This is a genomic window from Bradyrhizobium sp. Cp5.3 (assembly GCF_000426265.1).
GTDB lineage: Bacteria > Pseudomonadota > Alphaproteobacteria > Rhizobiales > Xanthobacteraceae > Bradyrhizobium > Bradyrhizobium neotropicale.
In genome coordinates this window covers 384,011-398,106 of sequence record NZ_AUFA01000002.1, presented here as the reverse complement: position 1 = coordinate 398,106, position 14,096 = coordinate 384,011, and the positions used below count along the sequence as shown (strand labels likewise).

The window sequence follows — 14,096 nt, the reverse complement described above, 5'->3', positions numbered from 1 at the left end:
GCCCTGCCGCATTTCTGCGCTACCTAATTCGCGCGGACGCTTCCCGCGTCCGCCGGAGGACGCATCATGGACCTCAACCGCCGCCATCTCATCGGAGCTTCCGCCGCAGGCGTTGCGGGCGCGCTGGCCGTGCCTGCCGACGCCGCGCGCGCAGCGCCACTGACGTCGCTGCTCGGCCGCGACGCCACGCAATATGGGGTGCGGCCCGGCAGCGGCGAGGACCAGACGCGCGCGCTACAGCGCGCGATCGACGAGGCCGCGCGGGCGCAAATGCCGCTCGCCTTGCCGCCCGGCGTCTACCGCACCGGCCTGTTGCGGCTGCAAAATGGTTCGCAATTGATCGGCGTCCGCGGCGCGACCAAGCTGGTCTTCACCGGCGGGGCCTCGGCCATCCAAAGCGACGGCTCCGATGCGATCGGCCTCACCGGCATCACTTTCGACGGCGGCGGCATCCCGCTGCCGACGCGGCGCGGCCTGATCCACTGCCTCGGCGGACGCGACGTCCGCATCACGGATTGCGAGATCACGGGCTCGGGCGGCAGCGGCATCTGGCTCGAGCAGGTGTTGGGCGACATCTCCGGCAACATTTTCACCAACATCGCCGTGACGGCCGTGGTCTCGTTCGATGCGAAGGGCCTCAGCGTCTCGCGCAACACCATCATCGGCACCAATGACAACGGCATCGAGATTCTGCGCACCGCGGTCGGCGATGACGGCACACTGGTCGCCGACAACCGCATCGAGGACATCAAGGCCGGCCCCGGCGGCTCGGGCCAGTACGGCAACGCCATCAACGCCTTCCGCGCCGGCAACGTCATTGTGCGCGGTAACCGCATCAAGAATTGCGACTATTCCGCGGTGCGCGGCAATTCGGCCTCGAACATCCACATCTCGGACAACAGCGTCAGCGACGTGCGCGAGGTCGCGCTCTATTCCGAGTTCTCGTTCGAGGCCGCCGTGATCGCCAACAACACGGTGGATGGCGCCGCCGTCGGCGTCTCCGTCTGCAATTTCAACGAGGGCGGCCGCATCGCCGTGGTCCAGGGCAACATCATCCGCAACCTGATTCCGAGGCGGCCGATCGGCACGGCGCCGGATGACGATGCCGGCGTCGGCATCTACGTTGAGGCGGATTCGTCGGTGACCGGCAACGTGATCGAGAACGCGCCGTCCTACGGCATCGTCGCCGGGTGGGGCAAATATCTGCGCGACGTCGTGATCTCGGGCAACGTGATCCGCAAGGCGCTCGCCGGCGTCGGCGTCTCGGTCGTGCCCGGCGCAGGCACAGCGCTCGTCAACAACAACATGATCTCCGAAACGCCGCGCGGCGCCGTGGTCGGGCTCGACCATGCGCGCGTGGTGACGGCGGATTTGTCCGCGGACGGCGCCCAGCGCTTTGCGCAGGTGGTAATCGGCGGGAATGCGGTGCGGCGGTAGATGCGCAAGCAGTCTGCTCGCTGCGCCTTGGCGCGGCGGGCCGATGGCCGTTCATCCTTCGAGGCTCGCCCTGCGGTGCTCTGCACTGCAGGGCGAGCACCTTAGGGTGATGGGGCGAGAAACGGTGGTCTTCCTCCCGACGCTAAAACGCGTTGCGCAGCAGCGGGTATCTGGCTTCGATGCCGTCAAGGCTGAGGGTGAATTCGACGACGCGCTCCGGTGCTGCGACGACGTCGGCGGCGGGCGGCGAGAAGGTCGGCAGGAACGTCGCAATCCGCGCGCCCGGTGCGGTTGGAGCGGCCGGTGCGATGGGAGCGAGTGGTGCAATTGGAGCGATCGGGGCTTCGGTAATCTCGGCGAGCACGTCCGGCGTGGGGTCGAGTGCGACCGGCACGGCCGTTTCACGCGCGATGTGCACGGCCTTCGGCTGCACGGTCTGGGCCTGCTCGCGCGGAGCCATGCGCGGCATGGTGGCCGGAGACCAGCCGAACGCGGGCGTCACGCTCGCCGCGGCCGCCTGCACGTCCCCGCCAGTCGCAATCGCGCGCCAAGTCTGGAGCGCGCGCTTGGCTTCCTGGATGTTTTCGAGAAATGCGAGCTCCGAGTGATAGCGGCGCCAGCGCCCGGTCTCGAACATTTCGGTGAGATGTTCCAGCCGCTGCTCGGCGAGCGCGCACCAGCGCTCTGCAACGTCGCGGCGGCAAGCCACGCCTTGGCGATGTGTCATTAACCAGCCCGTCAGGAGAAAATACGGACGCGGGGGACGCAACGCTCACGAATCAATTTAGACGCGACATGAATATTTTGTGGAAAAGTTTTGACTTGTCCAGCAGCGACGCGGTCTTCGTCGTCAAACACCGTAGTCGTGCGGAGATTTTGTGTGATTTGGAGTCAAGCTTCACGCAAGCATAGCGGTCTTGCGGCGTAGCGGCAGAAGCAACGACGAGGGACCGCCATCGCCAGCTCAACCAGAAGCTGACCGGAGCGGCGCTTCAAGAAAGCAGCCCCCAAAAGAAAAGACCCGTCCGGGGGGACAACCGGACGGGTCGAGCCATATGGGCGCTTGGGGTGGATGGGCGCTCGCGCCTGATATGACCTATGGGGAGGGATGACCGCTCCCACATATTTTGGTCGTGGCAGCGGGCTGAACGTTCAACGCGGGGTTCGATTTTTTAACCTTCTCGCCGCGTGCAACTTTGTCGCAAGCGTCTATCGCGCTGCCGGCCTATCCGTCTGGGAAACCGTCGATTTATCGTCCGCGCTCGACAGCGATGGCTGCTCGATCGCGCGGATTCCAGGCTCCTCGCGACGCCCCTCGCCGCCTTCACGTTTTGTTGTACCGGACGCGGCGGCAACGGGGGCCGCACTGTCGGACGGAATGGCCGTCACAGCCGCGTAGGCGTCGGCCTCGCCGTCGCCGAACAGATCATCACGACCGGGTGAACCGAGGTCGTGCGCAGTCTTCGCGAGCGTCATGCGCAGCGCTTCCGGCTTCAGAGCGTAGTTGCGCTCCAGGAGCAGGGCCGCGACGCCGGAGACATAGGCAGCCGAGAACGAGGTGCCCGACGTCATCTGATACTTGCCGTCCGGCGCCGGCAGGAAGATGTCGACGCCGGGCGCCGCAAGCGCGATGTAGTTGCCGCGGTTGGAGGCGGTGAACAGCTTGTCCTGCTGATCCGTCGCACTGACCGCGATCACATTGGGATTGGCGGCGGGATAGAGCGGCGGCGATTTCGCGCCGGCATTGCCCGCGGCCGCGATCAGGACGAGACCGCGTGCGGCAGTTGCCGCGATGGCGCGCTCGATCACTGCGTCCTTCGGACCGGCAAAGCTCATATTGACGATCTGCGCGCCGTGCTCGGCGGCGTAGTTCAGCGATCGCAGGATGATGTAGGAAGAGCTCTCGGCGCCGCCCGTGGTGCCACCGAAGGCGCGGATGGCGATGATGCGCGCTTCCGGCGCGCTGCCCATCAGCCGCCCATGGGCGACGATGGCGCCGGCGATGCCGGTGCCGTGGACATGCGGGCCTTCGGAGCTGCCGAGCGCATCGAAATTGTCGGCGATGGAATTGGCGAGTTCGGGATGCTTCGCATCGATCCCGGAATCGATCACCGCGACCGTGACGTTGGCACCGTGCACCAGCGCGTGCGCCTGCGGTAGCCGGAGCTTCGCCAGCGCATATTGCGCGGGATCGCCCTCAGTCGGCGCCGCCACCTTCTGGTCCTGGAGCAGGTAGCGATAGTTCGGCTGGAGCGAGCGCACGCTGCCGTCGGCGGCGAACTCGCGCCGCACCGTGTCATAGGGCCGGCCGTCGGCGATGCGGAACAGGCCGACCGTGGCGCCAATCAGCGGGAAGTTCTCCGAGGCGACGCGCCTCAAGCCGTGCCGCCGGGCCAGCTCGTCGGCCTCGGCCAGCGAAAGCGCGCCGTCGATCTCGGCGACGAACTCGTTGGCGAAGGTGCGCGGGTTTGCGGCGACGGGCGTGTTGTTGCCGCGCCCCTTGCCGGCGCTCTTTTTGCCCGACTTGCCGCTGCCGCCGCCATCCCCGTTCGACTGCGCGAGGCACTCGCCGTCGGCGTCACGATAGGGCGCGGTGCAGGCCGGATAGAGATTCGGCGAGTAGTGCACATAAGGATGCACCGGGGCCGCCAGCCGCGCCGTCACCCGGGCCGTGGTGCCGATCCCGCGCGGGCCGCGGTCGACGCTCACGGCCCTCGCGGCAATGCTCGGACTGATGGTCGGCGTGCGCGAGGGAACACTGATCGTGGGCGTGCGCATGATCGCCTGCGCATGGGCGACCTCGATGTCGAGCGAGGTGGCAAGGAGAAGCACGGCGCCCACGGATGATGCGCAGGCCCCTGCTCTCACCCCGCTCTCGAATTTGCGCGTCATCGGCTCGAGGGCGCCCTTAGGGCGCCGCAACGGCGAGGTTGACGAACTTCTCGCGCTGCATCCGGCCGAGCAGCGCGGTCAGCTCGTCCTGGCTCATCGCCTTGTCGAACTGAAGGCGGAACATGCCGCCCTTGGCACTGTCGATGATCGAGGCCTGGTAGCTGTCGAGCAGCGACGTGATGTCGGCCACCCGCGCCTCCGGCGTGAAGCGTACCAGCGCACGCGCTGGCGTCGCAGTGGATCCGCCGAGCTCGCGCGTAATCGGGGCGGTCGAGAGCGACGCCGTCTGGAAGGTTGAAGGTTGGGTCTTCATCAGCACCGCGCCGATGATGCCGGCTTGCAGTACCAGCGCAATCGCGCCGAGGCTCGCCGACCAGGCCAGAGTGCGCGGCGACAGGCCCGCGAAGAAGGTCGAGATCCGCGCCGACAGCGGCAACGAGCCGGTCGTGCGCGAGGGCTCGGCGTCGATCGCCGAGAACAGCTTCTGCATCGCGCGCGCCGACGGTGCGCCGAGGCTCTCGTTCAGATGGATGGTCTCTTCGTACTCGCCGCGGATCGCGGCATATTGCCGGGCGAGCTCGGGATCACGCGCGAGCGCTTCTTCGACGCGGCGGGCGTCGCGCGCATTCAGCGTGCCGGCGGCATGCCACGGCAGCAGCATTTCAATTTCACTGGGCTCTTGCTCCAGCATCTTCTTGCTCAAAGCCATCATGGCCAGCCTCGCTCAACGCCGGCTGCCTTCAGCAGTTCGGCCAGTTTCTTGCGCGCATAGAACAGGCGCGTCTTTACCGTGTTCTCCGGTATTCCGACGATCTCGGCCACCTCCTCCACGGACTTCTCGTGGTAGTAGACAAGGTCGACGATTTCCCGATGTTCCGGCGAAAGTGACGTCAGGCACTCCCGCAACGCTTCACTGGTATCCTTCTTCTGCACCGCCGTTTCCGGATCGTCGGACGAATCCTCGATCGCGTTGGCAGCTTCGTCGTCCAACTCGAGGTCCTTCCTGCGCCGGAGCGCAGACAGGGCCTTGAATCGGGTGATTGCCAGCAGCCAGGTGGAAACAGCGGATCGGCCCTCGAACTTGCCGGCCTGACGCCAGACGTCGAGAAACACCTCGCTTATGAGGTCCTCCGCCACCTGTTCGTCGCGCACGAGCCTGAGCCCGAAGCGATACACCCTGACATGATGCCGCCCGTACAGCACCTGCATGGCGAGCCGGTCGCCTTGAGCGATCCTGGCGATCAGGACCTCGTCCGAAGCCGCCTGTGTCACGCTCAAAGGCCGTCTCGCAAGGTTGGTCGGGTCGAAACGGCGGACGGTTCGACGGGAGGCGCAAGATTCTTCAGCTTACCGCAGACACACGGGGCCCTGTGTGATCTACCCCACATACGCGTATTTTCCTTTCGCCGCCCGCGGCGGTTGGCTGCCCTGCTCCATATCGGTAACATAATACTGAAAAACTTTCCTGCGGAGTGCCTGTCGGGCGCACGCGGCCCGACCAAAGCTCGATCCATGGCAGCAGCCCTGCACGACGTATGTCTCACGAACCCCTGCTTTGGCTCGACCGATCGTCAACGATCCCTAATCGCTCACTAAATTTCGTGTCGGATCAAGGCCATTTGCCAGCGCAACGAGCCCGGATTCGCAAGGCGAGGATACCAAACCTAAAGGCTTGCCACGTAGATTTTTGGACCGACACCCACCAACGGCGAGAGCATGAGCACGGCCGCGACGTCCCTCCCGGACCGGAATGCCGCAGAAGCCGCGGAGCTTGCGCCGGCGCCCGGCGCGACGGCGCCGGAGGTGCGCGCGCGACGGATGCGGCAGCGGCGGCAGATGTATGTCGGCCAGGTCGTGAGCTATTCGCTCGGCGCGTCGGTCCTGCTGCTCTACGCCCATGACGGCGCGATTTCGATGGCCGTGCCATCGCTGTTCTGGTTCGGCGGCCTGATGATCATCGGCACGTTCGCCGTGCTGTCTGAATCCGGCTTCGGCGACCAGTTCGAGGACCATTACCTGACCGTCTTCCAGATCTCGGCGCATATGGCGCTGCAGATGATCTTCCTGCTCGCGGTGCCGACGGTCGGGGTCGCCTTCATCAGCGTGCTGTTCCTGATCTTCGCGTTCGGCACGCTGCGCATGACCTCGCGTCAGGCGATGCTCACCTGGAGCCTGGCGACCGCCGGGCTCGCATTCGTCTTCCTGGTCTCGGACCTGCCGATCGGACTGCCCGTCGCAACGCGTCTCGAGCGGACCGCCTCGATGCTGTGTTTCGTGCTCGTGATCGGCCAGTGTGCCTTCCTCGGCCTGTTCGGCAGCACGCTGCGCAAGATCCTGTACCGGCGCAGCATCGAGCTGAAGGCCGCCTATCAGCGCATCGAGGAACTCGCCGAGCTCGACGAACTCACCGGCTCCTATAACCGCCGCTGCATCATGCGGCTGCTCGACGCCGAGATCGAGCGATCGCGCGAGACGGCAAAATCCTTTGCGATCGCGCTGATCGATCTCGACTGGTTCAAGCGCATCAACGACGCCCACGGCCATCCCGTCGGCGACGAGGTGCTGCGCACCTTCGCGATCACCATTTTCGCCAATATCGGTCCGGAAGACCGCTTCGGCCGCTACGGCGGCGAGGAATTTTTGCTGCTGCTTCCGAACACGCGAGCCGACGCCGCCGCGCGGATGCTCGAGCGGCTGCGCGGGATCGTCGCCGATCTCGACTGGAATACATTCTCCTCCGGCATGAACGTGACGATTTCCGCCGGCGTCGCCTCGCTGCGCGACAACGATACTGCCGACTCATTTCTCGCGCGCGCCGACAGCGCGCTCTATTCCGCCAAGGCGCAAGGGCGCAACCGAATTGCAACGAGCTGACCATTCCATTGCCGCCGGTCGCGCAGAAGCCGCCGGACCAAACGCTCCAGGACAGGGCTATGAGATCCAAATCCGCCAAGCCTTCCGAAAACCTGCTCGATGAATTGCAGGCCGCGCTCTCGCACGGCACGGTCGCACGCCGGGTGGAGACGCTGCGTCGCGTCACCGACCTCTTCATCAACAACGCGGTGGATTATTCCGACCAGCACGTCCGCCTGTTCGATGACGTCTTCCAGTGCCTGGTCGAGCGGATCGAGACTTCGGCCAAGGCGCTGCTCGCCGACCGCCTCGCCCCGATCGGAGCTGCGCCGCCACGGATCATCCGCACGCTGGCACTCGACGATGTCATCGACGTCGCCGGTCCTGTGCTGTCGAAGTCGGAACGGCTGGACGAGGCCACCCTGATCGAGATCGCGCGCAGCAAGAGCCAGGCCCACCTCAAGGCAATTTCGTTGCGGCGGGTGCTCTCGGACGCGCTCACCGACGTGCTGGTGGCGCGCGGCAACGACGACGTGGTGCAGTCGACCGTCGCCAATCCGGGCGCCCGGTTCTCCGAGGGAAGCCTTACGGACCTCGTCACGCGCGCCGAGCGTGACGACGACCTCGCCACCTGCATCGGCCTGCGGCCCGACCTGCCGCGCCATCATTACCTGAAGCTGGTCGCGAAGGCTTCGCTGAGCGTGCGCAGGAAGCTCGAGGCCGCCAATCCGGAGCTTGCCGGCGAAGTCGCCAGCGTGGTTCAGGAAGCGACCCAGCGCGTCCGCGCCGCCGCCATGACCAGGCAGACCGAGATGGCGCGCGCGCTGGTGAAGTCGCTGCACGAGGACGGCCGCCTCAACGAATACCAGGTCATGACCTTTGCCGAGCAGGGCAAGTTCGACGAGACCAACGCCGGGCTGGCGGCGCTCGCAGGCGTCGCGGTCGAGACCGCCGAGAACATGATGGTCGAGAGCCGCAACGAGGGTGTGATGATCCTCGCCAAGGTCGCGGGCATGTCGTGGTCGAGCGTGCGCGCGATCATCGCCATGCGCGAAAAGCTGTCCGGCGGTGCACAGACGGACATGCTGACGCTGCGGGATACCTACGATGCCTTGCGTAGCTCCACCGCGCAGCAGGTGCTGCGCTTCCATCGCATGCAGCAGAACACGACGTCGCCGGCCTGAGGCGGCGCGCTAGTAGCGCAAGACCTTCGATCCCGCGAGCGCGCCGACCGCGGTCACGAGCGCGGTCGCAATCGTGTACCAGGTCGCGACGAACAGCGGCGAGTCGTCGGTGCAGTGCGAGGCATAGAGCGTCGCGGCGAGCCCCGCCGACAACATGCCGGCCAGCGCGCCGGCGAGCGCGGGACGCGACGGTGCGCCGTGGCGCAATCCGAACAACGCGCCGGCAAGCAGCGGCAACGACATCGCAGGGATCGCCGACAGGCAGACCCTGGAGTTCTTGCCCACCATCCGCATCGTCATCGGCATCGCCGGCGCCATCATCATCTCGCCGCCGATCGCGACCGCGAGCAGTCCGACGGGAAGCAGCAGCAGCCAGCCCCAGCCGCGCATCAAGGCTTCAGGACGCGACAGATGCAGGCTGATGATGATCGCGGGGATCGCGAGCGACAACGTCACCGCGAACTTCATGTCGAAGAACGGGTTATGCATCGCGCTCATCACATCGGGCCGCACGCCGAGGAAGGTCGCGAAGATCAGGATCGACAAGGGAGCCGCCACCAGCAGCGCCATCGTCAGCACCGCGCCGACGCGCGGCGCGCGATGGGCATTGTCGGCGGCGAGCGTGCGAATGAGTTGATCGGTATCCATGACTAACGGTCCCGCAGTTTGGCCGTGAGCGCGGCAAGGCCCCGATGCAGCGCGACGCGCACCGCACCTTCGCTCATCGAGAACTTTGCCGCCGTGTCCTTGATCGAGGCGCTATCGACCGCGATCGACTGCAGGACGTCACGCTGGCGCTGCGGCAGGGTGTTGAGCTGGGTCGCGACCTCGCTCGCCGAAGCCGTCTCCTGCGGCGCCTCGCCGGGCAGCGTCTCGGCGAAATCGTCGATGTTGACGAAGATGCGCCTGCCGCGTCGCCGGAGAGCGTCGATCAGCTTGTTGCGGGCGATCGCGAACAGCCAGGGGGCGAAGGGGGCCTCGCTATCCCAGGTGTGCCGCTTCAGATGCACCGCCAACAGAATTTCCTGCACGATATCCTCGGCCTGGTCGGGAGGCTGCCCGGCCCGCGCCAGGCCGCGCCTCGCGGCAGCGCGCAGCACAGGCGTGATCGCCCTCAACAGGCGTTGATACGCCGCATCATCGCCTGCCATGGCCGACCGCATCAGGCCGGTCCACTCGTCCTCACGTCCGCGCACGCGCGCCCCTCACCATGCAATTCGGCCGTTCTTTCAATTTGTTACGCTCGCACCTCATGATCACGAAGTCGTGATCGATGCGCCGTCCCCGTCCGCAAAGGCCCGGGAGGCTCATAACACCGATCGCTCCCGCTGGCACCCGGCGGCAGCCCGCGAGGCAGCGGTTTGCCCCGTTTTTGCCCGCTGTAGCCCGAAGATTCCCATTTTCCGCCCCGCTGTGGTCACGCGCCGGCGTCTCTGTTCGCCCCGGGACGGGCCAATTGGGGAGATCGTCAACATGATGAAAGCCAGCGGGCGCGCGGCCTTGATTCTTCTGGCCGGACTTTTCTTGCTGTTCGGAGGCGCTGCGCAGGCCGCGCCGGATGCGACCACCAAAACGGACAGCGCGAGCAAACAGGCCGACGAGGTCAAGCCCAGCAAGCACCGGCGCCACGCCTCGCACCGCAGCAGCAGCAAGACGGCGGAAAAATCCGCCGACGACAAGGCCGACAAGAAGGACACGGCAAAGGCAGCCGATGCAAAGACCAACAGCGACGCGCCGGCCTCCAGCCAGATGCCGCCGACCGTCGCCAATGCCAACGCGCAGCTCGCTGCCGCCGACACCCCGACCGCCGCCGCGGCCACCGCGATGACCAACCGGGCCAACGACAATGTCCAGGCTGCCGCCGACGACTCAGCCGCCCCCGGTGCCGAGAACCAGGTGGTTGCGCCTGACCAGCTCAACGACGTCGATCGCGCCCTGCAACAGGACAACCCGCCCGCGCAGAAGGCGGTGATTGCCGCCACCGACGCGCAGCCGCGTCCGGCGCCGGTGATGGCCGCGAGCAGCCAGCAGAGCTCGGCCTGGGACCAGAGCTCCCTGATCGGCAAGATCTTCATCGGGTTCGGCGCGTTCCTGACGCTGGCGTCAGCCGCGCGCATGTTCATGGCCTGACGACCTGTTCCGGGGCGCGCTACCCGCGCGTCCCGCCTTTGGCCCCTTGAAGCCCACCGCGCCAGCGGGCAAATTGCCCGCTCAATCAAAAGCGTGGGTGGAGCATGAGCACGTTTGAACACATCATCGTCGAAAGCAAAGGCGCGGTCGGCATCGTCAAGCTGAACCGGCCGAAGATGCTCAATGCGCTCTCGTTCGGCGTCTTCCGCGAGATCGCGGCAGCCGTCGACGATCTCGAGGCCGATGACGCCATCGGCTGCATCGTCGTGACCGGCAGCGACAAGGCCTTTGCCGCCGGCGCCGACATCAAGGAGATGCAGCCGAAGGGCTTCATCGACATGTTCTCCGAGGATTTTGCCGCGATCGGCGGCGACCGAATCGCGCGCTGCCGCAAGCCGACGATCGCCGCCGTCGCAGGCTACGCGCTCGGCGGCGGCTGCGAGCTCGCGATGATGTGCGACATCATCATCGCGGCCGACACCGCAAAGTTCGGCCAGCCCGAGATCACACTCGGCACCATTCCCGGTATCGGCGGCACGCAGCGCCTGACCCGCGCAATCGGCAAATCCAAGGCGATGGATCTCTGCCTCACCGGTCGGATGATGGACGCGGCGGAAGCCGAGCGCTCCGGCCTCGTCAGCCGCATCGTACCCGCCGACAAGCTGATGGACGAGGCGATCGCGGCGGCCGAGAAGATCGCCGCGATGTCGCAGCCTGCCGCCGCAATGGCCAAGGAGGCGGTGAACCGCGCCTTCGAGACCACGCTCGCCGAGGGCATGAGCGTCGAGCGCAACCTGTTCCACGCGACCTTCGCGCTGGAAGACCGCTCCGAGGGCATGGCCGCGTTCATCGAGAAGCGCAAGCCGGTGAACAAGAACCGGTAGGGCAAGCACCGGCAAGGGAAGCACCGGTAAGGCTGGTGTAAGGCTTCAGCCGCTTCCTATGGAATCGCTGTGACGCAGCTGCAACAAGCACGGATTTCATGGGGGTATTGCCCGCGGCAGTTTGCCTGCGGGACCGGCGCTGGTTAAACAGGTATGAGGGCCGCCGTCGGCGGGGGCGGACAGCCGGGGTTTTGCGGGAATACATGATTGGGCATGCCGCCAGAGCTGGTCGCGTCATGACGCGACATCGATCGGGCGTCGGTCCTGTCTTGGCGACATGGACCGCGCTGGCACTTTGCTGTGCCCTGCCCGCAACTGCCGGCGCAGAGGCCCTGCCCGAGGCCCTGGTCAAGGCCTACCAGACCAACCCGCAGCTCAATGCCGAGCGGGCCCGTCAACGCTCAACCGACGAGAACGTGCCGCAGGCGCTGGCCGGCTACCGGCCGCAGATCGTGGCGAGCCTGAGCGCCGGCCTGCAGACGGTGCGCAACCTGCTGCCCGACAACACCATCCAGACCGCGAGCCTGAAGCCATGGGTCATCGGCGTCACCGTGACGCAGACCCTGTTCAACGGCTTCCGGACCGCCAACAGCGTACGTGTCGCCGAGCTCCAGGTGCAATCCGGCCGCGAAGCGCTGCGCAATGTCGGCCAGGGCGTGCTGCTCGACGCCGTTACGGCCTACACCAATGTGCTCGCCAACCAGTCGCTGGTTGAGGCGCAGCGCTCCAACGTCGCCTTCCTGCGCGAGACGCTCGCCGTCACCCAGCGCCGCCTCAATGCCGGCGACGTCACCCCGACCGACACCGCACAGGCCGAGGCCCGCCTCAACCGCGGGCTCTCCGATCTCAACGCCGCCGAAGTCGCGCTTGCCGTGAGCCAGGCAACCTATGCCCAGGTGATCGGCAATCCGCCTGCGCAGCTTCGCCCCGCCGAGGTTGTCGATCGCTATCTGCCGAAGAGCCGCGAGGATTCGATGGCGATGGCGATCCGCGAGCATCCGGCGGTGATGGCCGCCGGCTTCGACGTCGACGCCGCCTCGACCAAAATCCGCGTTGCCGAAGGCGCGCTGCTGCCCAGCGCCAGCGTCCAGGGCAGCGCCAGTCGCAGCCGCGACAACGACCCGTCGCTCAGCACCTTCGCGACCGACCAGGCCTCGATCGTCGCCAGCGTCACCGCACCGATCTATGACGGCGGCACGGCCGCCTCGCAAACCCGGCAGGCCAAGGAGGTCACGGCGCAGAGCCGGCTCGTGCTCGACCAGGTCCGCAACCAGGCGCGCACGGCCGCGGTCAGCGCCTGGGTCGCCAATGAAGGCGCCAAGATCGCGGTCTCCGCCTCCGAATCGGAAGTGAAAGCGGCGACGGTCGCGCTGCAAGGCGTGCAGCGCGAGGCCGCCGGCGGCCAGCGCACCACGGTCGACGTTCTGAACTCGCAGGCCGACCTGATCCAGGCCAAGGCACGCCTGATCGGCGCGCTGCGCGACCGCGTCATCGCCTCCTACACGCTGCTCAGCGCCGTCGGCCATCTCGACGTCAAGACCTTGAACCTGAGCACGCCGGACTACCTGCCCGAGGTGCACTACCACCAGGTCCGCGACGCCTGGCACGGGCTGCGTACGCCGTCGGGGCAGTGATTCATTAACTGCACAAGCAGTGCGCCTGCACTTTGCGGCTGGCTCGCTGCTCTACCTCCGCTAGAGTATCCGCCACATATTCGCGTCGGTCTGCCGAGGGCCATTTGATCTCCAGAATTCTTCGCGGCGCGGCCAAACTGTGCCTGATCGTTGTGTTGCTGATCGTCGCCGCTATCGCGGCATTTCGGATTGCAGCGGCCGCGCGCGAGACGGCGGGCCGCGGCGATCTTGCGCCGTCGACCGGGCATTGGGTTGCGACCCGCTCCGGCGATGTCTTCATCCAGGAGAAGGGGCCCGCGAGCGGCACGCCGGTCGTGCTGTTTCACGGCACGGCCGCCTGGAGCGAACTATGGCGCGCGACGACCGATGCGCTTGCGGCCGCCGGCTATCACGTCATCGCGCTCGACCTCCCGCCGTTCGGCTTTTCGGACCGGCCCGGCAGCTACACGCGACAGGATCAGGCCGAGCGGGTGAACGACGTGCTGGCGCGGCTCGATGCGCAGCCTGCCATCATCGTCGGACATTCCTTCGGCGCGGGAGCGGCGACCGAACTGGTCCTGCGCTTTCCCGAGCGTGTGCGCGCGCTCGTGCTGGTCGATGCGGCGCTCGGCCTGATGGCGACGCCATCGGACGCGCCGGCGCTGCTGCAGCCGAAATGGCTGCGCGAAATACTGGTGTCGCTGACCGTCACCAATCCCTTTGCGACAAAGATGCTGCTGAAGTCGCTGATCGCGAAGAAGGAGCGCGCGCGGCCCGAATATGTCGAAATCCTGCAGCGTCCCCTCACCCGGCAGAACAGCACGTCCGACGTCGCCGACTGGCTGTATTATTTCGCGGGCTCGGATCGCGGCGCAGAGAGTGCCGACCGCAGCGCCTATCCACGGCTGAAACGGCCCGTCGCCATCCTCTGGGGCGAGATGGACACGGTGACGCCGCTCGGGCAGGCGCGCGATTTGAACGCCCTGCTGCCGCAGGCGCACTTAACCTTGCTGCCGGGGCTCGGCCACATCCCTCAGATCGAGGATCCCCAAACCTTCAACGACGCCCTGCTCAAGGCGCTTGCGACACTCTAGACTTGGAAA

Annotated in this window: 13 protein-coding genes; 7 read left to right on the top strand and 6 right to left on the bottom strand. The window is 66.5% G+C overall.

Annotated features, from left to right (window positions below; translation table 11 throughout):
• The first annotated feature begins 66 nt into the window (after positions 1 to 66).
• Positions 67 to 1,437, top strand: coding sequence for a TIGR03808 family TAT-translocated repetitive protein (locus K289_RS0104820; RefSeq protein WP_027550454.1), 1,371 nt, complete (start codon positions 67 to 69; stop codon positions 1,435 to 1,437).
• Positions 1,438 to 1,579: 142 nt separating this feature from the next.
• On the opposite strand, the gene K289_RS0104815 is transcribed toward K289_RS0104820, so the two are convergent.
• The 4 genes from K289_RS0104815 to K289_RS0104800 all read right to left on the bottom strand — a co-directional run bounded on the left by K289_RS0104815 (position 1,580) and on the right by K289_RS0104800 (position 5,607).
• On the bottom strand, positions 1,580 to 2,146 hold the full coding sequence (locus K289_RS0104815; RefSeq protein WP_027550453.1) for a TIGR03809 family protein: 567 nt from the start codon (positions 2,144 to 2,146) through the stop codon (positions 1,580 to 1,582).
• A gap of 500 nt (positions 2,147 to 2,646) precedes the next feature.
• Positions 2,647 to 4,329, bottom strand: coding sequence for a S8 family serine peptidase (locus K289_RS0104810; RefSeq protein ID WP_027550452.1), 1,683 nt, complete (start codon positions 4,327 to 4,329; stop codon positions 2,647 to 2,649).
• 16 nt (positions 4,330 to 4,345) lie between these two features.
• Positions 4,346 to 5,041 carry a hypothetical protein gene (locus K289_RS0104805; protein ID WP_027550451.1) on the bottom strand — a complete coding sequence of 232 codons (696 nt, stop codon included), beginning with the start codon at positions 5,039 to 5,041 and terminating at the stop codon, positions 4,346 to 4,348.
• Complete coding sequence (locus K289_RS0104800; protein WP_027550450.1) at positions 5,038 to 5,607, bottom strand: sigma-70 family RNA polymerase sigma factor; 570 nt, start codon at positions 5,605 to 5,607, stop codon at positions 5,038 to 5,040. The genes K289_RS0104805 and K289_RS0104800 overlap by 4 nt, the downstream gene beginning before the upstream one ends.
• 438 nt (positions 5,608 to 6,045) lie before the next feature.
• Here K289_RS0104800 and K289_RS0104795 point away from each other — a divergent pair, with 438 nt between their 5' ends.
• Positions 6,046 to 7,203, top strand: a complete 1,158-nt coding sequence (locus K289_RS0104795) for a GGDEF domain-containing protein (RefSeq protein ID WP_027550449.1) — start codon at positions 6,046 to 6,048, stop codon at positions 7,201 to 7,203.
• 59 nt (positions 7,204 to 7,262) lie between these two features.
• Complete coding sequence (locus K289_RS0104790) at positions 7,263 to 8,366, top strand: DUF2336 domain-containing protein (protein ID WP_027550448.1); 1,104 nt, start codon at positions 7,263 to 7,265, stop codon at positions 8,364 to 8,366.
• 9 nt (positions 8,367 to 8,375) lie between these two features.
• Here K289_RS0104790 and K289_RS0104785 read toward each other — a convergent pair whose 3' ends face one another.
• Together K289_RS0104785 and K289_RS0104780 are read right to left on the bottom strand one after the other, a co-directional pair.
• The gene (locus tag K289_RS0104785) at positions 8,376 to 9,014 is read right to left on the bottom strand and encodes an NrsF family protein (protein ID WP_027550447.1); all 639 of its coding nucleotides are present in this window, start codon (positions 9,012 to 9,014) and stop codon (positions 8,376 to 8,378) included.
• Between the two features lie 2 nt (positions 9,015 to 9,016).
• Complete coding sequence (locus K289_RS0104780; RefSeq protein WP_027550446.1) at positions 9,017 to 9,562, bottom strand: sigma-70 family RNA polymerase sigma factor; 546 nt, start codon at positions 9,560 to 9,562, stop codon at positions 9,017 to 9,019.
• Positions 9,563 to 9,839: 277 nt separating this feature from the next.
• Here K289_RS0104780 and K289_RS0104775 point away from each other — a divergent pair, with 277 nt between their 5' ends.
• The 4 genes from K289_RS0104775 (at position 9,840) to K289_RS0104760 (ending at position 14,087) form a co-directional block, all read left to right on the top strand.
• Positions 9,840 to 10,496 carry a hypothetical protein gene (locus K289_RS0104775; RefSeq protein WP_027550445.1) on the top strand — a complete coding sequence of 219 codons (657 nt, stop codon included), beginning with the start codon at positions 9,840 to 9,842 and terminating at the stop codon, positions 10,494 to 10,496.
• Positions 10,497 to 10,600: 104 nt separating this feature from the next.
• On the top strand, positions 10,601 to 11,380 hold the full coding sequence (locus K289_RS0104770) for an enoyl-CoA hydratase (RefSeq protein ID WP_027550444.1): 780 nt from the start codon (positions 10,601 to 10,603) through the stop codon (positions 11,378 to 11,380).
• Between the two features lie 236 nt (positions 11,381 to 11,616).
• Entirely contained in the window at positions 11,617 to 13,014 is a 1,398-nt protein-coding gene (locus K289_RS0104765) for a TolC family outer membrane protein (protein ID WP_035683822.1), read from the top strand.
• Positions 13,015 to 13,118: 104 nt separating this feature from the next.
• The gene (locus K289_RS0104760; protein WP_051310489.1) at positions 13,119 to 14,087 is read left to right on the top strand and encodes an alpha/beta fold hydrolase; all 969 of its coding nucleotides are present in this window, start codon (positions 13,119 to 13,121) and stop codon (positions 14,085 to 14,087) included.
• Positions 14,088 to 14,096 lie beyond the last annotated feature (9 nt).